This window comes from Kineococcus aurantiacus (assembly GCF_013409345.1).
Taxonomy (GTDB): Bacteria; Actinomycetota; Actinomycetes; order Actinomycetales; family Kineococcaceae; genus Kineococcus; species Kineococcus aurantiacus.
Genome location: NZ_JACCBB010000001.1, coordinates 192,596 through 216,161, shown reverse-complemented (window position 1 = coordinate 216,161; position 23,566 = coordinate 192,596). Strand labels below are relative to the sequence as shown.

Genomic DNA, 23,566 nt, shown 5'->3' with positions numbered 1-23,566 from the left:
GTCGGCCCGCCACCGGCCCGTCTTGAGCGGGCTCGCGATTGCGGGCGGTGACCAAGCGGTCACACCGATATGCTCGTCGGGCACGACGACGCATCGGCGGGCTCCCCCGGACGGGGAGGGTTCGCCCACCGCGCGGCGGGTAACCGTCCCCGCGAGGGCGGCGGACGCGGAGCCGGGGACGACGCCGGAGACGGGGGGCGGGGACTGTGGGGGCACCGGGTGAGGTGACGCACCGCGGCAGGTGGCACCGCCGGCTGGACGCCGTCTGCTCCGACCCCGGGCTGCTGCGCCTGGTCCTGCACCCCGTCGTCGACGTCGCCGCCGCCCGCGTCGCCGGCTACGAGGTCCTGTCCCGCTTCCCCTCGGCGGTACCCACCGAGGAGTGGTTCCGCGCCGCCCGCGCCCTGGGCCGCGACGCCGACCTCGACCGCGTCGTGCTCACCGGCGCCCTCAGCCGGCTCGACCTGCTGCCCAGCGGCACCTTCCTCACCGTCAACGCCAGCCCCACCTCCCTGGCCGACCCCCGCGTCATGGACGTGCTACTCGCCCAGGACCTCACCGGCGTGGTCCTGGAGCTGACCGAGCACGCCGACTGCGACCCCCGCGACCTCACCGGGCCGCTGACCCTGCTGCGCGCCCGCGGCGCCCTCGTCGCCCTCGACGACGTCGGCACGGGGCACTCCGGGCTGCTGCGGATGGCCGTCGTGCGCCCGGAGATCCTCAAGATCGACCTGCAGCTGGTCCGCGGCCTGCACCAGGACCTCGTCAAGCGCTCCCTCGTGCAGTTCCTCGGCGAGTGCGCCGGCCGCCTCGACGCGTGGATCATCGCCGAGGGCGTGGAGACCGCCGACGAGCTCGACGTCCTGCGCGGCATGGGCGTCCCCCTCGTCCAGGGATTCCTGCTGGCCCGGCCCGGGGACGACTTCGTCCCGCTGGCCCCCGAGGCGGCCCGGCTGCTGGCCACCGGCGAACCCCCCGCCCCGGCCCCGGCCCGCCACGCCGGGGACCTGGCCCGGCGCACCAAGACCGCCCGCACCGTCCCCGGCGCCGTCCAGGCCGTCCACGAGGAGGGGGTCCCCGTCGTCGTCGTCGACGCCGAGGACGTACCCCGCGTCCTGGTCCTGCCCGCCCAGCGCGCGGGGGAGCGGCCCCGCGTCGAGGCCGTCGAGACCACCCTGGCCCCCGAGACCCCCGTGCGGCAGGTCGCCGCCCGCGCGCTGGCCCGCCCCGGCCCGGTCCGCTTCGACCCGCTGGTCTGCACCGACCCCGCCGGCCGCTTCATCGGCGTCGTCGGCTTCGAGGACCTCGTCCTGGACCTGGCGGCCGTGCCCGCCGGGGCCGGGCACCGGCTGCCGTGGAGGACGGGCGCGTGAAGACCTTCCGCTGCGGCGACGTCGTGCCCGGCTGCACCCGCGAGTTCACCGCCCCCGACCGGCAGGAGATCCTCGCCCAGGTCGCCGAGCACGCCCGCGAGGACCACCACGTCGAGGTCGACGCCCCGCTCGTGCAGGCCGTCGAGGCCAACCTCCGCGACGCCTGACCCCGCCGGTCCCGCCGGTCAGCCCGCCAGCCGCGCCGGGAACCCGCCGGTCGCGATGGGGCCCCACCGCGTGATCGTCAGCCGCAGCAGCGACTTGCCCTGGTCGCGCATCGCCTGCCGGTACTCCGCCCAGTCCGGGTGCTCCCCGGAGATGCACCGGAAGTAGTCCACCAGCGGTTCCACGGCCTCCTCGCCGTCCAGGACCTCCCACTCCCCGTCGACCTGCACGTACGCGCCGCCGAAGTCGTCCGAGAGCACCAGCACCGAGCCGCGCGGGTCCCGGCGGGCGTTGACCGCCTTCGCCCGGTCCGGGTAGGTCGAGACCACGATCCGCCCCTGCTCGTCCACGCCGGCCGTCACGGGGGAGGACTGCGGGAAACCGTCGGCCCGGAACGTGGAGCACACCACGTGGTGGCGGGTGCGGCAGAAGTCGAGGAGCTCGGGCAGGTCCACCCGGCGGGCGGTGGCGATGGTTCGCGGACTCATGCCCCGGGACGCTACCGTCGTCCACCCCGGCGGACGCGCGGACCCGGCCGGTCCCGGCGAGACGAGCAGCAGGAGGCGTCGTGCAGGTGCAACCGCAGGACCACGGGCAGGACCCCGCCCGGACCGGGCAGGACGCGGAACCGGGCAGCGGCCTGGGCCAGGGCCTCAAACCCCGCCACATCACGATGATCTCCATCGCCGGCGTCATCGGCGCCGGCCTGTTCGTCGGCTCCAAGAACGCCATCGCCGAGGCCGGCCCCGGCGTCCTGCTGTCCTACGCCTTCGCCGGCCTGCTCGTCGTCCTCGTCATGCGGATGCTGGGGGAGATGGCCACCGCCCAGCCCGACACCGGCTCCTTCTCCACCTACGCCGACCGCGCCCTGGGCCGGTGGGCCGGGTTCAGCGTCGGCTGGCTCTACTGGTGGTTCTGGGTCCTGGTCATCCCCGTCGAGGCCACCGCCGCGGCCGACATCCTCAGCGACTGGCTCGGTGCCCCCCAGTGGGTCTGGGCCCTGGCCGTCACCCTGCTGCTGACCGCCACCAACCTGGCCAGCGTCGGCAACTACGGCGAGTTCGAGTTCTGGTTCGCCGGCATCAAGGTCGTCGCGATCGTCGGGTTCATCGTCGTCGGCGTCCTGGCCATCACCGGTGTCCTGCCCGGGTCCGACGTCAGCGGTACCCCCGGCTTCGGCCTCGACGGCGGGTTCCTGCCCAACGGCTTCACCGCCGTCCTGGCCGGGATGCTGCTGACGATGTTCAGCTTCATGGGCACCGAGATCGTCACCATCGCCGCGGCCGAGTCCCCCGACCCCCGCAAGGGCGTGCGCCGCGCCGTGAACTCCGTCATCGGCCGCATCGCCCTGTTCTACCTGGCCTCCATCTTCGTCGTCGTCGCCCTCGTGCCCTGGAACTCCCCGGAACTGGCCGACGCGGGGTCCTTCCAGAGCACCCTGCAGGCCATCGGCATCCCCGGCGCCGCCACGATCATGGACATCGTCATCCTCACCGCCGTGGCCAGCTGCCTGAACTCCGCCCTCTACACCGCCTCCCGCATGGTGTTCTCCCTCTCCCGCCGCGGCGACGGGCCCCGCTGGCTGTCCCACGTCTCCGGCCGCGGCGTGCCGTACCCGGCGATCCTGGCCTCCACCGCCATCGGGTTCCTGGCCGTCGTCGGCAACTACCTGCTGCCCGACCGCATCTTCGGGATGCTGCTGGCCACCAGCGGGGCCCTGGCCCTGGTCGTCTACGCGATCATCGCCCTCAGCCAGCTGCGGATGCGCCGCCGCCTGGACGCCGCCGGCGAGCGCCCCGTCGTGCGCATGTGGCTGTTCCCGTGGCTGACCTACGCCGCGCTCGCCTTCATCGCCGTCGTCCTCGTCCTCATGGTCGTCCTGCCCGGGCAGCGGGTCGAGCTGACCCTGTCCCTGGTCCTGACCGCCGTCGTCGTCGCCGTCGGCGTCCGCCACCAGCGCGCCACCGGCCGCAGCGCCGACCTGCGCGAACGGGGAGCGGCGCTGCGCCGGTGAAGGTCCTGCTCGTCGAGGACGAGGCGCGCCTGGCCGACACCGTCCGCCGCGGCCTGGTCGCCGAGGGGGCCACGGTCGACGTGGCCGCCGACGGACCCAGCGGCTTCGCCCGCGCCCGCGACGGCTCGTACGACGTCCTCGTCCTCGACCTCATGCTGCCGGGCCGCAACGGCTACGAGGTGTGCCGCGACCTGCGCGCCGCCGGCGTGTGGACCCCCGTCCTCGTCCTGTCCGCCAAGGACGGCGAGTACGACCAGGTCGACGCCTTCGACCTGGGTGCCGACGACTACCTCACCAAACCCTTCTCCTTCCCCGTCCTGCTCGCGCGCCTGCGCGCCCTGCACCGGCGCGGGGCCCCCGAGCGCCCCGTCGTCCTGCGCGCCGGCGACCTCGTCCTGGACCCCGGCACCCGGCGCGTCCACCGCGCCGGGCAGCCCGTCACCCTCACCGGCCGCGAGTTCGCCCTCCTGGAGCACCTCCTGCGCCACCGCGACGAGGTCCTGTCCAAACCCGACCTCCTGCACGCGGTGTGGGACCCCACCGTCGTCACCGACCCCAACGTCGTCGAGGTCTACATCCGCTACCTGCGCAAGAAGATCGACGTCCCGTACGGCCGCAACGCCATCCAGACCGTCCGCGGCGCCGGCTACCGGCTCGCCGCCGACGGCGGCTGACCCAGCGGCAGCCGCAGCTCCACGAGGGCCCCGCCCCCCGGGCGCGCCCCCACCCGCACCGAGCCGCCGTGGGCCGCCGCGACCTCCGCCACGATCGACAGCCCCAGGCCCGTCCCGCCCGTCCCCCCGGCGCGCCGCTGCCGGCTCTGGTCCAGCCGCACGAACCGCTCCAGCACGCGTTCCCGCTCCGCCTCGGGCACCCCCGGCCCGTCGTCGCCCACCCGCACCACCGCCCACCCGTCCTCGGCCGCCAGCCCCAGCTCCACCCGCGAGGCCGCGAACCGCACGGCGTTGTCCACCAGGTTCCGCACCGCCCGCCCCAGCGCCGGCCCGTCCCCGACGACCCGCACCGGCACCGCCGCCAGCGCCACCGGCGGGCCCCCCAGCGACCGCACCCGCGCCGCCTCGACCTCGACCACCTCGTCGAGGTCCACCTCCACGGCCGCCGCCACCAGCCGGCCCCCGTCGGCGCGCGCCAGCACCAGCAGGTCGTCCACGAGCGATTCCAGCCGCGCCGACTCCGAGCCCACCAGCTCCACGAACCCCGGCTCGGCCCCGGCCGCCCACACGTGTGCCGCCGCCCGCAACGTCGCCACCGGCGACCGCAGCTCGTGGCTGGCGTCGGCCACGAAGCGCCGCTGCGCCGCCTGCGACGCCTCCAGCCGCGCCAGCACCTCGTTCACCGTCACCGCCAGCCGCGACACCTCGTCGCGGCCCGCCGGCACCGGCACCCGCCCGTCCAGCCCCGCCGACGTGATCCCCCGCACCGCCACCCGGATCGCCTCCACGGGCCGCAGCGAGCGCCCCACGAACGTCCACGTCGAGACGGCCACCGCCCCCAGCAGCAGGGGCGAGCCGACCCCCAGCACCCACGCCGCCACCCGCAGCACCCGCTGGGCGTCCACGGTGCTCTCGGCCGCCACCACCCAGAAGCGCTGCCCGCCGACCCGGGCGCCGGCCACCGACACCACCCACGGCGCCGGCCGCCCCAGCTCCGGCAGCGGCACCACCTCGCTCACCAGCTCGCTGACCCCCGGCCGCGCCGACGACAGCGCGGCGTGGCCGGCCAGCGCCGCGCTGGCCGCCACCACCGACCCGTCCGGGGCCAGGACCTGCACGTGCGAGCCGCGCTCCACGTCCGCACCCACCGCCGCCCGCAGCGCCGGGGACGGCTCACCCGCCAGCGCCCCCGGCGTCACCGACAGCCGCACCAGCCGCGCCTGCACGCTGCTGCTCTCGGCGTCGGCCGACAGCAGCGCCGACCGCAGCACCACCAGCCCCACCACGGCGCCGCTCACCACCAGCACCGCCAGCAGGCCCGTCGCCGCCACCGTCGACCGGACCCGCACCCCGGCGCGCCGCCACCACGAGATCACCCGCCCAGTGTCCCCGGGGCCGGCGGCGGGGCGGGCGGCCCGCCCCGCTGGACCTCCAGGGCGCTGCAGCACCTAGCGTCGAGGCGTGAGGACCCCCGCATGAGCATGGAGAACATCGCCCGCACCGCCCTGTGGAACGCCTCGCGGGCCCCCGACCAGCGGCCCTTCCGGCCCGGCACCCCCCGGCGGGTCCTGGCCATGGCCCGCGAGCGCCGCCGCCTGCTCGCCCTCTTCGTCGCCGGCAGCGTCGTCCTCGCCGTCCTGGCGGTCGCCACCCCCGTGCTCGCCGGCCGCGTGGTCGAGGCCGTCGGCGCCCGCGACCGCACCCTCGTGACCACCCTGGCCCTGCTCATCGCCGCCGTCGCCCTCGCCGAGGCCGGCTTGGGCCTGGTCGTGCGGTGGCTGTCGGCCACCCTCGGCGAGGACCTCATCCTCGACCTGCGCACCCGCGTCTTCGACCACGTCCAGCGCATGCCCGTGGCCTTCTTCACCCGCACCCGCACCGGCGCCCTCGTCAGCCGCCTCAACAACGACGTCCTCGGCGCCCAGCGCGCCTTCAGCGACACCCTCTCGGGCATCGTCAGCAACGTCGTCGCCCTCGTCCTGACGGCCGCCGTCATGATCGGCATCTCCTGGCGCATCACGGCCCTGGCCCTGGTCCTGCTGCCGGTGTTCCTGCTGCCGGCCCGGCGCATGGGCCGCAGCCTGGCGCTGCTGGCCCGCCGCGCCGCCCACCTCGACGCCGCGATGATCAACCAGACCACCGAGCGCTTCTCCGCGCCCGGCGCGACCCTGGTCAAGCTCTTCGGGCGCCCGCAGGAGGAGTCGCGCTCCTTCGCCGCCGCGGCCCGCGCCGTCCGCGACATCGGCGTCACCGCCGCCGTGCGGCGCACCGTCTTCGTCACCGCCCTGACCCTGGTCTCGGCCCTCGCCCTGGCCCTCGTCTACGGCGTCGGCGGCCTGGCCGCCGTCGCCGGGACCCTGGACGCGGGCAGCATCGTCACCCTGGCCCTGCTGCTCACCCGCCTCTACGCGCCCCTGACGGCCCTGGCCGGGGCGCGCGCCGACGTCACCAGCGCCCTGGTCAGCTTCGACCGCGTCTTCGAGGTCCTCGACCTCGTCCCCCTCGTGCAGGAGGCGCCCGGGGCCCGCCCCGTCCGTCCCGGGCCCGTCGCCGTCGAGTTCGACCACGTCGGCTTCGCCTACCCCGCCGCCGCCGACGTCTCCCTGGCCTCCCTGGAGGACGTGGCCACCCTCGACGCCCGCGGTGGCGTCCCCGTCCTGCACGACGTGTCCTTCCGCGTCGAACCGGGCCAGGTCGTCGCCCTCGTCGGCTCCTCCGGGGCCGGCAAGTCCACGATCGCCCAGCTCCTGGCCCGGCTCTACGACGTCGACTCCGGTGCCGTCCGCGTCGGCGGCGACGACGTGCGGGACCTGACCACCGAGTCCCTGCGCCGCACCGTCGGCGTCGTCACCCAGGACGGGCACCTCTTCCACGAGTCCCTGCGCGCCAACCTGCGCCTGGCCCGGCCCGACGCCGACGACGCCGAGATCCACGACGCCCTGCGCCGCGCCCGCCTGGGCGACCTCGTCGCCGCCCTGCCCGAGGGCCTGGACACCGTCGTCGGCGAACGGGGCTACCGCTTCTCCGGCGGGGAGCGCCAGCGGCTGACGATCGCCCGCCTCCTGCTGGCCCACCCCCGCGTCGTCGTGCTCGACGAGGCGACCGCCCACCTCGACAACGCCTCCGAGACCGCCGTCCAGGCCGCCCTCGACGAGGCCCTGCAGGGCCGCACCGCCATCGTCATCGCCCACCGGCTGTCCACCGTCCGCGGGGCCGACCAGATCCTCGTGCTGGAGGCCGGCCGCATCGTGGAGCGCGGCACCCACGACGAGCTCCTGGACGCCGGCGGCCGCTACGCCGAGCTGCACCGCCTCAGCGCCCCCGGCGCGCCGCGCTGACCCCCGTCCGGGCGCACCGCCGACGGTGCCCGGGGGTGCGGGGGGCTCAGCCCCGGAGCGCCTTCGCGCACAGCCGGGTGAGCTCGGCGAGCTCGGCGGGCGTCAGCGCCTCGAAGGCCCGGGCGATGCCGGCGGCGTGCCGGCCGCCGATCTCGCGCTGGCGCGCGGCGCCGGGGTCGGTGAGCACCACGACGACGCCGCGGCCGTCGCGGGGGTCCGGCTCGCGCGTGAGCAGGCCCTGGGCGGCGAGCCGGTCGACGAGCCGGCTCAGCGACGGCTGGGGCAGGTAGACCTCCTCGCTCAGCTCACCGAGCCGGCTGCGGCCGCCGCAGCGGGCGAGCGTGTAGAGCACGTCGTACTCCCGCACGCTCAGCCCGCTCCAGACGTCCTGCGCCGCGAACGCCCGCAGCAGCGTGGCCTGGAGCCGGAAGACCGACTCCCAGGCCCGCACCGCCGCGCGCGTCCGGTTCTCAGGCAAGCGCGCCGTCCGCGGCCCCGTCCACGGGGGCCGCCGCCTGCGCGCGCGCCGCGACGCGGGCGGCGTGCGAGGGCGGGTCGCTGGGGACGCCGGCCGCGCGCCGGGCCTCGAACTCCTCGCGCAGCACCGGGACGACCTCCTCGCCGAGCAGGTCGAGCTGCTCCAGCACCGTCTTCAGGGGCAGCCCGGCGTGGTCCATGAGGAACATCTGCCGCTGGTAGTCGCCGAAGAACTCCTGGAAGGTCAGGGTCTTCTCGATCACCTGCTCGGGGGAGCCGACCGTCAGGGGCGTCTGGCGGGTGAACTCCTCCAGGGACGGGCCGTGCCCGTAGACGGGGGCGTTGTCGAAGTAGGGCCGGAACTCGCGCACGGCGTCCTGGGAGTTCCTGCGCATGAACACCTGCCCGCCGAGGCCGACGATCGCCTGCTCCGGTGCGCCGTGCCCGTAGTGGGCGTAGCGCTCCCGGTAGAGGGTGATGAGCCGGATGTAGTGCTCCTTGGGCCAGAAGATGTTGTTGGCGAAGTACCCGTCGCCGAAGTAGGCGGCGATCTCGGCGACCTGCGGGGTCCGGATCGACCCGTGCCAGACGAAGGGCGGCACGCCGTCCAGGGGCCGCGGGGTGGAGGTGAAGCCCTGCAGCGGGGTGCGGAACTCGCCCTGCCAGTCGACGACCTCCTCGTCCCACAGGCGGCGCAGCAGCTGGTAGTTCTCCACCGTCAGCTCGACGCCGCGGCGGGGGTCCTGGCCGAACCAGGGGTAGAGGCGGCCGTCGTTGCCGCGGCCGAGGACGAGGTCGACGCGCCCGTCGCTGAGGTGCTGGAGCATCGCGTAGTCCTCGGCCATCCGCACCGGGTCGTTGGTGGTGATGTGCGCGATGGACGTCGAGACCGTCAACCGGGAGGTGCGGGCGGCGATCCAGCCCAGCAGGGTGGTCATGGCGGACGGCACGAAGGGCGGGTTGTGGTGCTCGCCGACCGCGAAGACGTCCAGGCCGACCTGCTCGGCGTGCTCGGCGATGGTCACCAGCGCCTTGATGCGCTCGTGCTCGCTCGGTGCGCGGCCGGTGGTGGGGTCGGGGGTGATGTCGCCGACGCTGAAGATCCCGAACTGCATGTCCTGCTCCTCCTGGAAGTCCATGCGTTTGCATGTATCTGCTTGAAGCGTACAGGACTCCGAGGCATTCCCCCGGTCAGTCCCGGTGGCCGGCGCGGCTCCCCCGCACGCCGGTGCTGCCGGCGGCCAGCCGCGAGTGCCGGTAGCCGTACGCGAAGTAGACGACCAGCCCGATCGCCATCCAGATCCCCAGCCGCACCCAGCTGACCGCCGGCAGGAAGCCCATGAGCACCACGGCCGCCACCGCCGAGACGACGGGCAGCACCGGCACCCACGGCACGCGGAAGGCCCGGGGCAGGTCCGGCCGGGTCCGGCGCAGCACCAGGACGCCGACGGAGACGAGCACGAAGGCGAACAGCGTCCCGATGTTGACCATCTCGGCCAGCTCCGAGATGGGGGTCACGGCCGCCACGACGGCCACGACGACCCCCGTCACCGCCGTGATCCGGGTCGGCACCCCCGTGCGCGGGCTGACGCGCGAGAACCACGACGGGATCAGCCGGTCGCGGGCCATCGCGAACAGCACCCGGTTCTGGCCCAGCATGAGGATGAGCATGACCGTCAGCAGGCCCGCGACCGTGCCCACCGAGATGAGCGTCGCGACCACGTCCGCGCCCACCGCGCGGAAGGCGTTGGCCAGCGGTGCCTCGACCGAGATCCGGTCGTACCGCACCATGCCCGTCACCACGAGCGAGACGGCCACGTAGAGCAGCGTGCAGATCGCCAGCGAGCCGAAGATCCCGCGCGGCACGTCCCGCTGCGGCTCCCTGGTCTCCTCCGCGGCCGTGGCGACGATGTCGAAGCCGATGAAGGCGAAGAAGACCAGCGCGGCGGCCGTGAGGACCCCGCCCACCCCGAACGTGCCGAACGGCACCCCCAGGTCCTGCCACAGCGCCGGGTCCGCGGGCGTGCTGGAGGCCCCGGGCGAGCCGGTGGGCGGCACGAACGGCGACCAGTTCGACACCTTCACGAAGAACAGGCCCGCCACGATGACGACGGCGACCACGAGCAGCTTGACCACCACGACGACGGCGTTCACCCGCGCCGACGTCTTCGTGCCCGCGCACAGCACCGCGGTCAGGACGAGGACGACCGCGGCCGCGACGAGGTTGGGGTGCGTGGGGGAGGGCTCGGCCGAGTACAGCCACCCCGGCACGTCCAGCCCCAGCGTCTGCCCCAGCAGGTCGGCGGCGTAGCTGGACCAGCCCACCGCGACCGTCGAGGCGCCCAGGGCCAGCTCCAGCAGCAGGTCCCAGCCGATGACCCACGCCACGACCTCCCCGAGGCTGGCGTAGGAGAAGGTGTACGCCGACCCGGCGACCGGCACCGTGGAGGCGAACTCGGCGTAGCACAGCGCCGCCAGCGCGCAGACGATCCCGGAGACGACGAAGGACAGCGCCACGGCGGGCCCGGCGCGGGTCCCGGCCGCCTCGCCGGTCAGGACGAAGATGCCCGTCCCGATGATGACGCCGACCCCGAAGACCGTCAGGTCCCACGCGCCGAGGGACTTGCGCAGCCGGTGCCCGGGTTCGTCGGTGCTCGCGATGGCGTCCTCGACGCTCTTGGTCCGGAAGATGCCCACGGACTGCGACGGTAGACCCTCAGGCGGTGCGTGCGACCCGGATGATCTTGCGACGCAACCAGACCTTGCGGCTGCCGCCCATGTAGAGGCGCACCCGCGCCAGCTCCCAGCGGCCGTACTCGGCGTGCTCGGTCAGCAGCTGGCGCGCGTCGGAGCGCGTGGTCTCCCGGGACAACGTCAGGACCCGGTACTCGTACTGGTCCGCGGCTCCCGCACCGGCGTTCCTGCCGGTGCCACCGCCCGTCTCATCAGCCATCGCGTCCCATGATGCACCCGCGACGGGACCGGCACACCGGTCCCCCTGGGGCGGACGGGGTGATCCCCGGTACGGTCGGACCATGACGCCAGACCCGCGCGCGGCCCTCGCTCGACTCGTGGCCACGCTCGAGGACCACCTCGCCGCCGCCGCCAACCGCCGGGGGGAGACCGACCCCGCCGTCGCCGACGCCTACCAGCGCGTCGCCGACGCCTTCGAGGCCTACGAGGAGGCGCTCTACGACGCGTACGACGAGGTGACGCCCTTCGTGCTCTACGACGACGTCGAGGACGAGCGCGACGACGACGAGGAGGAGGACGACGAGGACGACGACGAGTCGGACGACGAGTCCGACGCGGAGGACGACGAGGACGAGAACGACGACGAGGAGGACGCTCCCGCCGCGCGCTGACCCCTCCGTGTGAGGGTTCGGTGCCGCGAGGGTGAGCCCGCCCGCCGGTGACCCCGGCGGGCCCGGGCCAGCCGGTAGCCTGCCGCGCGTGCTGACCCCCGTGCCCGACCGCCCCGCCCGCCGCCCGGTCCCGGGGGGTACCCCCGCGTGAGCATGGGCGTCGCCGAGGGTGCCTTCCTCGGCCTGGTGCAGGGTCTGACCGAGTTCCTGCCGATCTCCTCCAGCGGCCACCTCGCGATCGTCGGGACCCTCGTGGGGGCCTCCGACCCCGGCGCGGCGTTCACCGCGATCTGCCAGCTCGGCACCGAGGCCGCCGTCATCCTGTACTTCCGCAAGGACATCGCCCGCATCGTCAGCCGCTGGGCGCTGGCGCTGGCCGGGCGCGTCCCGCGCAACGACCCCGACGCCCGGATGGGCTGGCTCGTCATCCTGGGGACGCTGCCCATCGGCGTGCTGGGCCTGCTGTTCCAGGACTCCATCGAGACGGTGCTGCGCGGTTTCGTCGTCATCGCCACCACGCTGTGGCTGTTCGGCCTGCTCCTGGGCGCCGCGGACCGCTTCGGCCGCAAGGAGCGCACCCTGGACCAGCTGAGCTGGCGCCACGGCCTGCTGTTCGGGCTCGCCCAGGCCCTGGCGCTGGTCCCGGGCGTGTCCCGCTCGGGCGGGACCATCACGATGGGGCTGCTGCTGGGCTACACGCGCGAGGCCGCGGCCCGGTACTCGTTCCTGCTGGCCATCCCGGCCGTGGTGCTGTCCGGCTTCTTCCAGCTGTACGACGAGGTGAGCAGCGGCGCGACGATCGCGTGGGCGCCCACGGCCGTGGCGACCGTCGTCGCGTTCGTCGTCGGGTTCGTCGTCATCGCCTGGCTCATGCGCTTCATCACGACGCACAGCTTCACGGGGTTCGTCGTCTACCGCGTCGCCCTCGGCGTCGTCGTCTACGCCCTCGTCCTGGCGGGGGCCCTGCCGGCCTGGCACGGCGCCAGCTTCGGCTGACGGCCGGTACCGGTCGTCCGGGCGGTCGGGCTCACAACCAGCCCGACCGCTTGAACGACCGGTACAGGCCGACGCAGACGGCGACCATGAACAGCACGCACAGCGGGTACCCGAACCGCCAGGTCAGCTCGGGCATGTGCTCGAAGTTCATGCCGTACACCCCCGCGACGAGGGTGGGCACGGCGAAGATGGCCGCCCACGACGAGATCTTGCGCATGTCGTCGTTCTGCCGCACCGAGACCTGCGCCAGGTGCGCGTTGAGGATGTCGGTCAGCAGCCGGTCGTAGCTCTCGACGTGCTCGACCGTCCGGACCAGGTTGTCCAGCACGTCGCGCAGCACGAAGCGGGCCTGGTCGTCCAGGTGGTGCGCAGTCCCCTCGCCGTCGACGTCGGTGTCGGACTCGACGAGGCGCTTGAGCGGGGCCACCAGCGGGAACGCGCCGCGGCGCACCTCCAGCACCTCCCGCTTGAGGGAGTAGATGCGCTGCGCGTCGGAGCTGCGGCTGGGGGAGAAGACCTGCTCCTCCATCTCCTCGACGTCCTGCTCCAGCTCGGAGTCGATGGTGGTGTAGCCGCTGACGACGTGCTCCATGACGGCGTGCAGGACCCCGACCGGGCCGCGTTGCAGCCGCCGGTGGTCCGCCTCGACGGCGTGGCGGACCACGGCCAGCGCCCCGACCTCGCCGCGGCGCACGGTGACGACGAACCGGGGCCCGACGAACAGCATCACCTCGCCGGTCTCGACCTGGGAGGTGTCGTCGAAGTACTCCAGCACCTTCAGGACGACGAACGTCGTCTCGCCGTAGCGCTCGACCTTGGGCCGCTGGTGACCCGTCACGGCGTCCTCGACGGCGAGGTGGTGCAGGTGCAGGGTCCGGGCCACGTCCGCGAACTCCTCGGCGGTCGGGTCCTTCAGACCGAGCCAGAGGAAGTCGTCCCCGGGGCCGCCGGGCGAACCGCCGTCCTGCGCGCTCCGCGCGCGGCACCGGGCGAGGGCGGCGGTCAGGTCCGGGACGTCCCGGCGGTGCCCGTCCTGGTAGGTGGCGACGTCGACGATCACCACGTCATGGTGCCCCGGGGACACCGTCCCGGCGACGGGGGGACCTAGGGTGGGGGCGTGCCGACCCTCCTGCTCGTCCGTCACGGCCGCAGCACGGCCAACACCGCGGCCGTCCTGGCCGGCTGGACCCCGGGGGTGCACCTCGACGACACCGGCCGCGAGCAGGCCGCGGCGCTGGCCCGGCGGGTGGCGCCCCTGCCGCTGGCCGACGTCGTCGTCTCGCCCCTGGAGCGGTGCCAGGAGACCGCCGCCGCCCTGGTCGCGGTGGACGGCCCGACGGGACCGCGCCCGGCGCCGCGCACCGACGAGCGGCTGGGGGAGTGCGGGTACGGGGACTGGACGGGCCGCGCGCTGAAGGACCTGGCCAAGGAGCCGCTGTGGCGCACGGTGCAGTCGCACCCGTCCGCGGCCGTCTTCCCCGGCGGGGAGGGCCTGGCGGCCATGCAGCACCGCGCGCTGGAGGCCGTCCGCGAGCACGACGCCCGCATCGCCGCCGAGCACGGCGACGACGCGGTCTGGGTCGCGGTCACGCACGGGGACGTCATCAAGGCGGTCCTGGCCGACGCCCTGGGGATGCACCTGGACCTCTTCCAGCGGCTCTCGGCCGACCCGTGCTCGGTCTCGGTCGTCCGCTACGCGCCGCTGCGGCCCTTCGTGCTGCGGACGAACGACTCCGGCGGCGACCTCGCCGGGTTCGCCCCGCCGCGCCGGAAGCGCCGCGCGGCGCGCAGGGCCGTGAGCAGCGACGCCGTCGTCGGCGGCAGCACCGGCGCGGCGTAGGGTCGGCCCATGCCCGTCTTCGAGTACGACCCGCCGGAACGTTTCGTGGCGGGGACCGTCGGCGAGCCCGGCCAGCGGACGTTCTTCCTGCAGGCCCGCAGCGGCACGCGCCTGACGTCGGTGGCGCTGGAGAAGACCCAGGTGACCGCGCTGGCCGAGCGCGTCGGTGAACTCCTCGACGAGGTCGTGCGCCGGTCCGGGGGGTCGGCGCCGGTGCCGGCGATGCCCGCGGCGGGCAGCGAGGACACCGCCCCGCTGGACCTGCCCCTGGAGGAGGAGTTCCGGGTCGGCACCATGAGCCTGGCCTGGGACGGCGAGCGCGACGTCGTGGTCATCGAGTGCTTCGAGGTCACCGAGGAGGACCTCGACCCCGAGCTGCCCGAGCTGTCGCCGCAGCGCAACGTGCTGCGGGTGTCCCTGGACGGGACGACGGCGCGGGCCTTCGCGGCGCGGTCGCTGGCGCTCGTGGCCGCCGGCCGCCCGCCGTGCCCGTTCTGCGCGGGTCCGCTGGACCCCTCGGGTCACGTGTGCCCCCGGGCGAACGGGTACCGGCGCTGAACGCGGCGTTCGCCGGGGTCCCCGAGCAGGAGGCCCTCGCCCGGCTCGCCACCGGGGAGCTGCGCGTGCGGGGCCGGCTGGCCGACGCCTCGAACGCCACGCTCTACTCGACCGTCGAGACCGACGAGGGCGAGCTGGCGTGCGTGTACAAACCCGTCTCGGGCGAGCGCCCGCTGTGGGACTTCCCCGACCGGACGCTGGCCCGCCGGGAGGTCGCCTCGTACGCGGTGTCGGCCAGCACGGGCTGGGACGTGGTGCCGCCCACCGTGTTCCGCGACGGGCCCCTGGGCCCGGGGTCGGTGCAGCTGTGGTTGCAGCAGGACGGCGCCGACCCCGCCGACGCCGACGACGTCGTCCTGCCCGCCCCGGGCGCCGGGCTCATCGACATCGTCGCCACGCGCCGCGTGCCGCCGGGCTGGCACACGGTCCTGGACGCCGAGGACGGTGGCGGCCGGGCGGTCTCGCTGGTCCACGCCGACGACCTGCGCCTGCGCCGCATCGCGGTCCTGGACGTCGTGCTCAACAACGCCGACCGCAAGGGCGGTCACGTGCTGCCCGGGTGGTCGGGCGCGGTGCACGGCGTCGACCACGGGCTGACGTTCCACGAGGAGCCCAAGCTGCGGACCGTCCTGTGGGGTTTCGGCGGGCAGCACCTGCTGGCCCACGAGCGCGAGGTGCTCAGCGTCCTGGTCGCCGACCTCGACGGCGCGCTGGGGGAGCTGCTGGCGCAGCTGCTGTCCGTGGAGGAGGTCGTGGCGACGCTGGAGCGGACGCAGCGGCTGCTCACCGCCGACCGGCTGCCGCGCCCGCGGGGGCACCGCACCATCCCGTGGCCGCCGTTCTGAGCCGTGGGGGCGCCGGGTAGGTTCGACCCGTGCGTTCCTGGCCCGCTCCCACCGTCCCGTCCCTGCCCGGTCGGGGTCCCCGCGTGCACCTGCACGACACCGCGACGGGCGGGCTCGTGCCCGTCGGTCCCGAGGAGGGGACGGCGACGCTGTACGTCTGCGGCATCACGCCGTACGACGCGACGCACCTGGGCCACGCCAACACCTACGTGTCCTTCGACCTGCTGGGCCGGGCCTGGCGGGACGCGGGCCTGGACGTCCGGTACGTGCAGAACGTCACCGACGTCGACGACCCGCTGCTCGAGCGCGCCGAGGCCACGGGCGTGGACTGGCGCGACCTCGCCGCCTCGCAGATCGAGCTGTTCCGCGGCGACATGGAGGCCCTGTCGGTCGTGCCGCCGCAGGAGTACCTGGGCGTCGTGGAGGCCGTCGACCTCGTCTCGGCGGCGGTCCGCGAACTGCTCGCCGCGGGCGCGGCCTACCGGGTGCCCGGCGTCGACGGCGGCCCCGACGGCGACGTGTACTTCCCGGTGGACTCCGACGCGGCGTTCGGGACGGTGTCGGGGTACGACCCGGCGACGATGCTGGAGCTGTCCGCCGAGCGCGGCGGCGACCCGCAGCGGCCGGGCAAGCGCAACCCGCTGGACCCGCTGCTGTGGCGCGTGGAGCGCCCGGGCGAACCGGCCTGGGACGCCGGTGAGCTCGGCCGCGGCCGGCCCGGCTGGCACATCGAGTGCTCCGCGATCGCGCTGCAGCACCTGGGGATGCCCATCGACGTCCAGGCGGGCGGGTCGGACCTGGTGTTCCCGCACCACGAGATGGGCGCCGCCCACGCGCACCTCCTGCGGCCGGCGGCGGGCCCGTTCGCCCGGGCGTACGCGCACTCGGGGATGGTCGCCCTCGCCGGCGAGAAGATGAGCAAGTCCAAGGGGAACCTGGTGCTCGTCTCCAGGCTGCGCGCGCAGGGCGTGGAGCCCGGCGCGGTCCGGCTGGCGATCGTCGCCCACCACTGGCGCAGCGAGTGGGAGTGGACCGACGAGGTGCTCGCCACCGCCCGGGAGCGGTACGCCGCCTGGAGCGCCGCCGTCGCCCGCCCCGCGGGCCCGGACGCCACGGACCTGCTGGCGGCCGTCCGCGCCCACCTGGCCCGCGACCTCGACGCCCCCGCGGCCGTCGCGGCCGTCGACGCGTGGGTCGCCGAGGCCGACGCCGGGCACGGCCGGGACGCGCAGGCCCCCGCGCTGGTCCGCGACCTCGCCGCCGCGCTGCTGGGCGTCGAGCTGGGCTGACCCGGCCCGGGCGCGCCGGCCGGCGCGCCCGGCGGCGTCAGCGCCCGCCCGGCACCGGGCTCACTGCTGGTTCTGCGCCAGCCGGGACTGGATGACGCCGGCGAGGTGGCGCAGCTGGCCGTCGCCGAGCTGGTCCACCTCCCCCTCCAGGCGCCGCAGCACGTGCGGGTCCTCCAGGGCCCGCTCGGAGCTCTGCAGCAGCACCGTGCCGGCACCGGTGAAGTCGTACTGCCGCTCCTCGCCCGAGCGGGTGCCGAACAGCGCCCCCCGGGCCGCGCCGAGGAAGTGCCCCATCCAGCCGGCGTCGAAGTGCTGGGAGGGAGCCGGGCAGTCGGCCCACCCCACGAGCGCCTCGGGGTCGACCCGGACGGGGGGCTCGACGAAGATGACCGGCCCGGAGGAGCTGGCCAGGAACTTCCCCGTCCCGATGAGGGTGAGGAACCCCGGGATGATGGACTCCTTCAGCTCCAGCCCCGCGTCGAAGGCCAGCAGGTTCGCGGCCCGCACGGTGAGGTTGCCGTCGTCGAGGTCGTAGGAGTTGATGTCGTACCCGCGGTCGCCGAGCAGCACGTGCCCCTGCCCGGTCGCGACGACCCAGTCGCGGCTGTACAGCGGGGAGGAGAAGTGCGAGGCCACCATCGACGTCAGGGACGTCACCGTCAGCGGCTCGAAGCGGATCGTGCCGCCGCCGGCGGGGTAGTAGGCGATCATCCGGCCGGTCTGCACGAACAGCGGGCCGGTCAGCCGCACGCAGTAGGCGTACGGGTTGTCCGGCAGGTTGTCGTGGTCGGGCAGGGTCTGCGGGTCCAGGGGCTGCGGGCCGGTGGAGGTCATCAGAGCTTCTCCTCGCTCGCCTGGACGTAGACGGTGCCCTCGCCGGACACCTTCAGCTGCACGCCTTCGCCCGAGCCGCGGCCGACGGCGTCGCGCCACGACAGCGCGGTCGCCACGTCCAGGCGCAGGTTCCCCACGTGGGCGACGTAGGCCTGCGGGTCGACGACGACCTGGCGCGAGCCGTCGACGCGCAGCGCGAACGTGCCGCCGTGGGACAGGACCGCGACCGACCCGCGGCCGGAGAGCTGGGTGGTGAACAGCCCCTGGCCGGTGACGGCGCCGCGGACCGCGCCGCGCAGCCCGCCCTGCTGGCCCAGGAACACCACCGAGCTGGACATGCTCGCGTCGTGCGCGAGCAGGCGGTCCGCCTCGACGGACAGCGGCGCCGACCCGTCGAGGTCGATGACGGTGACGTGGTGCCCGCGGAACCCGTAGTGCACGGTCCCGGTGCCCTCGGCGACCATCAGCGGCACCGCCTCGCCCTGCATGCCGCGCGCCAGCGCCGAGGCGATGCCGCCGCCGTACGCGCCGCCGCCGGGGCCGCCGGCGACGGGGGAGAAGGCGACCCGCCCGGTGGTGGCGAGCATGGCGCCGCGGCGGGCGAGCACCTCCGCGCCGGGGCGGACCTCGGCGAGGACGACCTTGGAGGTGACCTTCGTGAAACCCATCACCGCTCCTCGGGCTGGAGGTAGACGACGCCCTGGCCCTCGAAGCGCAGCGAGAAGGCCTCCCCGGAGCTCTCCCCGACGAGGTTGCGCCAGGAGACGTCGGTGACGAAGGACTGCGACAGGTTCCCCACCGCGCCGACGTAGGCGTCGGGGTCCACCACGAGCGGCGTCTGCGGGGTGACGCGCAGGGCGATGGGCGGCCCGCCCAGGGACAGCAGCGCGACCTGCCCGTGCCCGGTGACGGTCGTGGTGAACAGCCCCTGACCGCTGGAGGCGCCCTGCAGGCCGGTGAAGGTCACGTCCGTGCGCAGGCCCTCGGCCAGGCACAGCAGCCCCTCGGACTCGACCTTGAGGGTGTCACCGGCCAGGTCCAGCAGCAGGACGTACCCGGCGTCGACGGCGAAGTGCACCGTGCCGCGGCCGGTGACCTCCATGAGGGGCAGCGACTCACCGGTGACGCGCTGCTTGAGGGCGGCCCGCAGGCCACCCCCGCCGCCGACGCCGGCGTTCTTGAACTGGACGTCGCCCTCGTAGGCGACCATCGAGCCGGTCCGGGCGCGCACGGCGCTGCCCTTGGAGCCGTCGAGGTCGACGACGAGGACGCGTGGGGTCTCCAGCCGCCAGGGCACGGCGTCGCCTCCTGCGGGTCGGGTCGGGTGCTGGTCACCACTATGGCGTGATCTTGCCCTCGCCGTCCGCTGTTCGCGGATCCCGGCGCGCGCCGTCGCGGCGGGTGCTGAGGGTGAGGGTGAACTTGGGGGTGCGGGTGACCTGCCGGGTGGGCCCCACGACGCGCTCCAGCTCGCGGCGGTAGGCCAGGTGGGAGTTCCACACGGTGACGAGGGTGCCGCCGGGGGCCAGCAGCCGCGCCGCGGCGCGGAACAGCTTGGAGGCGATGGCGGTGTGCACGGTGCCGCCGACGTGGAACGGGGGGTTGAGCAGGACCAGGTCGGCGCAGGCGGCGGGCAGGGTGTCGCCGGCGTCGGCGCGCCGGACGTCGACGCGGTCGGCGAGGCCGTTGGCGGCCGCGGTGAGCCGGGCGCTGGCGACGGCGTCGGCGGAGGAGTCGGTGGCGGTGGTGCGGGCGGTGGGCAGGGCCCGCGCGGCGGCCGCGGCCAGCAGCCCCGTACCGCAGCCGAGGTCGACGACGTGGCCCGAGGGCGGCACCGCCGCCAGGACGTCGTCGAGGTGGTCCAGCAGCACCCGGGTGCCGATGTCCACGGCCGTGCCGGCGAAGGCGCCGCCCACGGCGCAGGCCCACAGGCCGAGGTCGTCGTGGTGGACGCGCCGGGCGGCGGGCGCCTCGACCCCGGGCCGGGGCCCGGTCGCGGTCAGCACCCGCGCCTTCTGCCGGCCCAGCCCGGCGTGCACGTCGGTGAAGGAGCGGGCCAGGACGTCGTTCATGGTGCGGGTCATGTGCTTGACGCGGCCGCCGGCGAGGACGCGCACGCCGGGGTCGGCGTGGCGGGCCACGAGGCGGGCGGTGGCGTCGAGGGCGTCGAGGCTGCGGGGCAGCTTCAGGAGCACGACCGTGGCGCCCTCGACGAGCGCGGCGTCCGGTCCGGGGTGGGAGGTGAACCCCCCGACCCCCAGCTCGGCGGCGTTGGCGGCCAGGGCCAGCTCCCCCGAGCGCAGGTCCTGGTGCACGCGGACGCCGGTCAGGTCGTGCCGCGTGAGCGCGCCGAGGGTCAGGGCGCCGTGGTCGTCGCCGATGACGACGAGCCGGGCCCGCCGGTCGGCCAGCGCCGGGGCGGCCTCGTCGAGCAGGAGGCGGTCGGCGGCGTCGACGGCCACGAGCTCGGGGGCTTCGATGTCGGGCCGGCGCCGCAGCGCGCGCAGCGGGTCGTCGGGGGCGGGCGAGCTCACCGCGTCACGGTAGCGGGGCGGTGGCGGGGGTGGCCGCGGTGCGGTCACCCCCGCCACCGGTGGGTCAGAAGCGGTCGGGGCCCTGGCCGTAGCCGGTCGGGCCGCCGAACTGCGGGGGCTGGCCGGGGAAGGTCTGGTGGCCGCCACCGACGCCCTTGGGGTTGGGGCCGTAGTGGTTGGGGCCGGGGACGGAGTCCTGGACGCAGAAGACGAGCAGGACGATGCCGCCGACGAGGGGGATGAAGCTGAGGAAGTAGAAGAAGCCGGACTTGCCGGTGTCGTGCAGGCGCCGGACGGTGACGGCGATGCTGGGCACGAGGAGCGCCAGGGACACGAGGGAGAACAGGAGGGTGAGCAGCGTGGCGAGGGAGCTGGAGACGCTCTGGGCGACGGCCGCCAGGACGCTGTAGACGACGCTGAGCAGGACGACGGCCAGGGTGAACCACCAGTACTCGGCGCGGCGGGCGCGGCCGGAGAAGGTGGCGTAGTTGCGGAAGACCGAGGTGACGGCCTCGACCATGTTCACGGGGACCTCCTGCGTCGGTGCGGCGTTCCGCACAGTGGATCTCCATGGTGGCGTGCGTGGTGACCGCGTGTGAGGTCTTCCGCGGGAAGTCACCCGTTGTGGTGACCGTCCGTGGTCGATCGGGGGGTCAGCCGCGGCGGGGCGGGTCGTCGCGGCGGGGCGGGTCGTCGCGGCGCCGCAGGTAGCGCTCGAACTCCCGGGCGATGGCCTCACCGGAGGCCTCGGGCAGGTCGGCGGTGTCCTTGGCCTCCTCCAGCTGCTGGACGTACTCGGCGATCTCGCTGTCCTCGGCGGCGAGCTCGTCCACGCCGCGCTCCCAGGCGCGCGCGTCCTCGGGCAGGTCCCCCAGCGGGACGGACAGGTCCAGCACCTCCTCCACGCGCCGCAGCAGGGCCAGCGTGCCCTTGGGCGAGGGGGGCTGGCCCACGTAGTGCGGGACCGCGGCCCACAGCGAGACCGACGGGATGCCGGCGGTGGTGACGGCGTCCTGGACCACGCCGACGATGCCCGTGGGGCCCTCGTAGCGGGAGGGCTCGACGTCGAGCTGCTCGACGAGGTCGGGGTCCTCGCTGCTGGAGGTGACGGGCAGGGGCCGGGTGTGGGGGACGTCGGCCAGGAGCGCGCCGAGGGTCAGGACGAGGGAGGCGCCGTGCTCGACGGCGACGGCCACGACCTCCTGGGCGTAGGTGCGCCAGCGCATGGACGGCTCGATGCCGCGCACGAGGATGACGTCGCGGGGGGCGTCGGGCAGGTGCGCGTAGGAGATGCGCGTGGTGGGCCAGGTGAGGCGCCGGCGGCCGTCGTCGTCGAAGCTGACGGTGGGCCGGTTGACCTGGAAGTCGTGGTAGAGCTCGGGGTCGAACTCGGTGAGCTCGGTGGCGTCCCACACGTCGTGCAGGTGGGCGACCGCCTGGCTGGCGGACTCGCCGGCGTCGTTCCAGCCCTCGAAGGCCGCGATGACGACGGGGTTGCGCAGGACGATGTCGTCCGTCGTGGGGTCGGCAGGCTGTGCTGGCACCCCCCAACCCTAGACTCCGGGGCCCATGAGTCCCGTCGAACCTCCCCGTGGTGCCCCCCTCGAGCTGCCCGCCGCCGTCCTGTGGGACATGGACGGGACGTTGGTGGACACCGAGCCGCACTGGATCGCGGCGGAGACGGCGCTGCTGGGGCGCTACGGCGTGCCGTGGACCCACGAGCAGGCGCTGGGGCTGGTCGGCAGCGCGCTGCCGGACTCGGGGCGGGTCCTGGCCGGGCACGTGCGGGAGTCGGCGGGCGTGGTGCTGGACCCGGCGGCGGTGGTGGCCGAGCTGCTGGACGCGGTGATCGAGCGGGTCGGCGCGGCGGTGGTGTGGCGGCCGGGGGCGCTGGAGCTGCTGCGCGCGCTGGGCGCGGCGGGCGTGCCCTGCGCCCTGGTGACGATGTCGTACCGCAACCTGGCGGACGCGGTGGCCAGGCTGGTCCCGGGGGCCTTCGCGGTGGTGGTCGCCGGGGACGAGGTGGCGCGCGGCAAGCCGGCGCCGGACCCCTACCTGCGGGCGGCCGAGCTGCTGGGGGTGGACGTCACCCGGTGCGTGGTCGTGGAGGACTCCCCGACGGGGGTCGCCTCGGGCGAGGCCGCGGGGGCGCGGGTGCTGGCGGTGCCGCACCTGGTGCCCATCCCGGCGGCGCCGGGCCGCAACCGGGTGGCGTCGCTGACCGAGGTGGACCCGGCGGCGCTGGGGGCGCTCGCGGCCGGGGAGCTGCTGGACACCGTGTGAGGTGACCCGGCCCTCAGCCGGTGGCCGTGGGCAGCGTGGGCAGCGTGGGCAGCGGGGGCGGCGTGCCGCCGAAGCTGGGGCACAGCGCCTTGTGGTCGCACCACGTGCACGTGCGGCTGGGGCGGGCGGGCCACTCGCCCGTGCGGTGGTTGCGCTCGATGGCCTCCCACAGGGCGCGGACCTTGCGCTCGGTGGCCAGCAGGTCCCCCTCGTCGGGGACGTACCGCACGACGTCGCCGGAGCCGAGGTAGACGAGCTGGAGCAGGCGCGGCACCTGCCCGCGCAGGCGCCACAGGACGAGGGCGTAGAAGCGCATCTGGAACATGGCCCGCCCGGCGGTGGCCTCGGAGGGGGCCCGGCCGGTCTTGTAGTCGACGACGCGCATGGCGCCGTCGGGGGCGACGTCGAGGCGGTCGACGATGCCGCGCAGCTGCAGGCCGTCGTCGAGGTCGACCTCCACGCGCATCTCGCGCGCGGCCGGTTCCAGGCGGGTGGGGTCCTCGAGCTGGAAGTAGCGCTCCAGGAGCCGGTGGGCGCCGGCGAGCCAGGCGGCCAGGGCCGGCGGGTCGGGGTCGGCGTCGGTGCCGAAGAGGGCGTGCAGCTGGGGTTCGCGCTCCAGCAGGGCCCGCCAGCGGGGTTCGAGCAGGGCCGCGGCGCGCTCGGGGGTGCGCTCGCCGGGGGGCAGGTCGAACAGGTGCTCCAGGACGGCGTGGACGAGGGTGCCGCGCACGGCGGCCGCGCTGGGGGCCTCGGGGAGCCGGTCGATGGTGCGGAAGCGGTACAGCAGCGGGCACTGCGTGAAGTCGGCGGCGCGGGAGGGGGACAGGGCCCGGCGCACCGCGGGCGGGGGCAGCGGTGGCGCGCCGTCGGTCACCGGTTCACTGTACGGCGCGCTCGGGTGGTCCCCGGGACGGTCGCCGCGGGGGGTCCGCCTAGGATCGGCGGATGCAGGTGGCGTGGCGTTCGGCGTGTCGGTCGGTG

Annotated in this window: 26 protein-coding genes; 12 read left to right on the top strand and 14 right to left on the bottom strand. The window is 75.1% G+C overall.

Annotation, left to right across the window (positions count from 1 at the left end):
• Nucleotides 1-206 precede the first annotated feature (206 nt).
• Together BJ968_RS01080 and BJ968_RS26225 are read left to right on the top strand one after the other, a co-directional pair.
• Nucleotides 207-1,373, top strand: a complete 1,167-nt coding sequence (locus tag BJ968_RS01080) for an EAL domain-containing protein (RefSeq protein WP_179748455.1) — start codon at nucleotides 207-209, stop codon at nucleotides 1,371-1,373.
• Nucleotides 1,370-1,540: a DUF1059 domain-containing protein gene (locus tag BJ968_RS26225; RefSeq protein WP_179748454.1), complete on the top strand. Its 171-nt coding sequence runs from the start codon at nucleotides 1,370-1,372 to the stop codon at nucleotides 1,538-1,540. The genes BJ968_RS01080 and BJ968_RS26225 overlap by 4 nt, the downstream gene beginning before the upstream one ends.
• Nucleotides 1,541-1,558: 18 nt before the next feature.
• Here BJ968_RS26225 and BJ968_RS01070 read toward each other — a convergent pair whose 3' ends face one another.
• Entirely contained in the window at nucleotides 1,559-2,026 is a 468-nt protein-coding gene (locus BJ968_RS01070; RefSeq protein ID WP_179748452.1) for a PPOX class F420-dependent oxidoreductase, read from the bottom strand.
• A gap of 185 nt (nucleotides 2,027-2,211) precedes the next feature.
• On the opposite strand from BJ968_RS01070, the gene BJ968_RS01065 reads away from it, so the two are divergent.
• Nucleotides 2,212-3,552, top strand: a complete 1,341-nt coding sequence (locus tag BJ968_RS01065) for an amino acid permease (protein ID WP_179755984.1) — start codon at nucleotides 2,212-2,214, stop codon at nucleotides 3,550-3,552.
• Nucleotides 3,549-4,226: a response regulator gene (locus BJ968_RS01060; protein ID WP_179748450.1), complete on the top strand. Its 678-nt coding sequence runs from the start codon at nucleotides 3,549-3,551 to the stop codon at nucleotides 4,224-4,226. The genes BJ968_RS01065 and BJ968_RS01060 overlap by 4 nt, the downstream gene beginning before the upstream one ends.
• On the opposite strand, the gene BJ968_RS26220 is transcribed toward BJ968_RS01060, so the two are convergent.
• The gene (locus BJ968_RS26220; protein ID WP_179748448.1) at nucleotides 4,199-5,602 is read right to left on the bottom strand and encodes an ATP-binding protein; all 1,404 of its coding nucleotides are present in this window, start codon (nucleotides 5,600-5,602) and stop codon (nucleotides 4,199-4,201) included. The two genes, BJ968_RS01060 and BJ968_RS26220, sit on opposite strands and share 28 nt — an antisense overlap.
• 99 nt (nucleotides 5,603-5,701) lie before the next feature.
• Here BJ968_RS26220 and BJ968_RS01050 point away from each other — a divergent pair, with 99 nt between their 5' ends.
• A complete protein-coding gene (locus BJ968_RS01050; RefSeq protein ID WP_179748446.1) occupies nucleotides 5,702-7,564 on the top strand; it encodes an ABC transporter ATP-binding protein in 1,863 nt (620 codons plus the stop codon).
• 46 nt (nucleotides 7,565-7,610) lie between these two features.
• Here BJ968_RS01050 and BJ968_RS01045 read toward each other — a convergent pair whose 3' ends face one another.
• The 4 genes from BJ968_RS01045 to BJ968_RS01030 form a co-directional block, all read right to left on the bottom strand.
• Entirely contained in the window at nucleotides 7,611-8,042 is a 432-nt protein-coding gene (locus BJ968_RS01045) for a MarR family winged helix-turn-helix transcriptional regulator (protein WP_179748444.1), read from the bottom strand.
• On the bottom strand, nucleotides 8,035-9,156 hold the full coding sequence (locus BJ968_RS01040; protein ID WP_179755981.1) for a CE1758 family FMN-dependent luciferase-like monooxygenase: 1,122 nt from the start codon (nucleotides 9,154-9,156) through the stop codon (nucleotides 8,035-8,037). The genes BJ968_RS01045 and BJ968_RS01040 overlap by 8 nt, the downstream gene beginning before the upstream one ends.
• Before the next feature lie 76 nt (nucleotides 9,157-9,232).
• On the bottom strand, nucleotides 9,233-10,738 hold the full coding sequence (locus BJ968_RS01035) for an amino acid permease (RefSeq protein ID WP_179748443.1): 1,506 nt from the start codon (nucleotides 10,736-10,738) through the stop codon (nucleotides 9,233-9,235).
• 19 nt (nucleotides 10,739-10,757) lie between these two features.
• Entirely contained in the window at nucleotides 10,758-10,994 is a 237-nt protein-coding gene (locus tag BJ968_RS01030) for a DUF5703 family protein (protein ID WP_179748441.1), read from the bottom strand.
• 82 nt (nucleotides 10,995-11,076) lie between these two features.
• Here BJ968_RS01030 and BJ968_RS01025 point away from each other — a divergent pair, with 82 nt between their 5' ends.
• Nucleotides 11,077-11,406: a primosomal protein gene (locus tag BJ968_RS01025; RefSeq protein ID WP_179748439.1), complete on the top strand. Its 330-nt coding sequence runs from the start codon at nucleotides 11,077-11,079 to the stop codon at nucleotides 11,404-11,406.
• 153 nt (nucleotides 11,407-11,559) lie between these two features.
• The gene (locus BJ968_RS01020; protein ID WP_179755979.1) at nucleotides 11,560-12,402 is read left to right on the top strand and encodes an undecaprenyl-diphosphate phosphatase; all 843 of its coding nucleotides are present in this window, start codon (nucleotides 11,560-11,562) and stop codon (nucleotides 12,400-12,402) included.
• A 31-nt stretch (nucleotides 12,403-12,433) separates the two neighbouring features.
• Here BJ968_RS01020 and corA read toward each other — a convergent pair whose 3' ends face one another.
• Nucleotides 12,434-13,462 carry a magnesium/cobalt transporter CorA gene (corA, locus tag BJ968_RS01015; protein WP_179748437.1) on the bottom strand — a complete coding sequence of 343 codons (1,029 nt, stop codon included), beginning with the start codon at nucleotides 13,460-13,462 and terminating at the stop codon, nucleotides 12,434-12,436.
• Between the two features lie 57 nt (nucleotides 13,463-13,519).
• Between corA and BJ968_RS01010 the strand changes: the two genes are divergently transcribed.
• Genes BJ968_RS01010 through mshC form a run of 4 tightly spaced genes read left to right on the top strand, consistent with a single transcriptional unit; the run spans nucleotide 13,520 to nucleotide 16,934 of the window.
• Nucleotides 13,520-14,242 (top strand): MSMEG_4193 family putative phosphomutase, encoded by a 723-nt coding sequence (locus tag BJ968_RS01010; RefSeq protein WP_179748435.1) that lies wholly within the window; start codon nucleotides 13,520-13,522, stop codon nucleotides 14,240-14,242.
• Nucleotides 14,243-14,251: 9 nt separating this feature from the next.
• Nucleotides 14,252-14,800 carry a DUF3090 domain-containing protein gene (locus BJ968_RS01005; RefSeq protein ID WP_179748433.1) on the top strand — a complete coding sequence of 183 codons (549 nt, stop codon included), beginning with the start codon at nucleotides 14,252-14,254 and terminating at the stop codon, nucleotides 14,798-14,800.
• Nucleotides 14,770-15,645 (top strand): SCO1664 family protein, encoded by an 876-nt coding sequence (locus BJ968_RS01000; protein WP_218884678.1) that lies wholly within the window; start codon nucleotides 14,770-14,772, stop codon nucleotides 15,643-15,645. Before BJ968_RS01005 ends, BJ968_RS01000 begins: the two co-directional genes overlap by 31 nt.
• 29 nt (nucleotides 15,646-15,674) lie before the next feature.
• On the top strand, nucleotides 15,675-16,934 hold the full coding sequence (gene mshC / locus BJ968_RS00995) for a cysteine--1-D-myo-inosityl 2-amino-2-deoxy-alpha-D-glucopyranoside ligase (protein WP_179748431.1): 1,260 nt from the start codon (nucleotides 15,675-15,677) through the stop codon (nucleotides 16,932-16,934).
• A gap of 60 nt (nucleotides 16,935-16,994) precedes the next feature.
• Here the strand turns inward: mshC and BJ968_RS00990 are convergent, their stop codons facing one another.
• The 6 genes from BJ968_RS00990 to BJ968_RS00965 form a co-directional block, all read right to left on the bottom strand.
• On the bottom strand, nucleotides 16,995-17,768 hold the full coding sequence (locus tag BJ968_RS00990) for an AIM24 family protein (RefSeq protein WP_179748429.1): 774 nt from the start codon (nucleotides 17,766-17,768) through the stop codon (nucleotides 16,995-16,997).
• Nucleotides 17,768-18,436, bottom strand: a complete 669-nt coding sequence (locus BJ968_RS00985) for an AIM24 family protein (RefSeq protein WP_179748427.1) — start codon at nucleotides 18,434-18,436, stop codon at nucleotides 17,768-17,770. Before BJ968_RS00985 ends, BJ968_RS00990 begins: the two co-directional genes overlap by 1 nt.
• Nucleotides 18,436-19,065, bottom strand: coding sequence for an AIM24 family protein (locus BJ968_RS00980; RefSeq protein ID WP_343077739.1), 630 nt, complete (start codon nucleotides 19,063-19,065; stop codon nucleotides 18,436-18,438). Before BJ968_RS00980 ends, BJ968_RS00985 begins: the two co-directional genes overlap by 1 nt.
• Before the next feature lie 40 nt (nucleotides 19,066-19,105).
• Nucleotides 19,106-20,302: a methyltransferase gene (locus tag BJ968_RS26215; RefSeq protein ID WP_179748426.1), complete on the bottom strand. Its 1,197-nt coding sequence runs from the start codon at nucleotides 20,300-20,302 to the stop codon at nucleotides 19,106-19,108.
• A gap of 64 nt (nucleotides 20,303-20,366) precedes the next feature.
• Nucleotides 20,367-20,822, bottom strand: coding sequence for a DUF805 domain-containing protein (locus BJ968_RS00970; protein ID WP_246314292.1), 456 nt, complete (start codon nucleotides 20,820-20,822; stop codon nucleotides 20,367-20,369).
• 133 nt (nucleotides 20,823-20,955) lie between these two features.
• A complete protein-coding gene (locus BJ968_RS00965) occupies nucleotides 20,956-21,846 on the bottom strand; it encodes a PAC2 family protein (protein ID WP_343077738.1) in 891 nt (296 codons plus the stop codon).
• 25 nt (nucleotides 21,847-21,871) lie between these two features.
• Here BJ968_RS00965 and BJ968_RS00960 point away from each other — a divergent pair, with 25 nt between their 5' ends.
• Nucleotides 21,872-22,585, top strand: a complete 714-nt coding sequence (locus tag BJ968_RS00960) for an HAD family hydrolase (protein ID WP_179748422.1) — start codon at nucleotides 21,872-21,874, stop codon at nucleotides 22,583-22,585.
• 13 nt (nucleotides 22,586-22,598) lie between these two features.
• Here BJ968_RS00960 and BJ968_RS00955 read toward each other — a convergent pair whose 3' ends face one another.
• Complete coding sequence (locus BJ968_RS00955) at nucleotides 22,599-23,459, bottom strand: RecB family exonuclease (protein ID WP_343077737.1); 861 nt, start codon at nucleotides 23,457-23,459, stop codon at nucleotides 22,599-22,601.
• Between the last annotated feature and the right edge of the window lie 107 nt (nucleotides 23,460-23,566).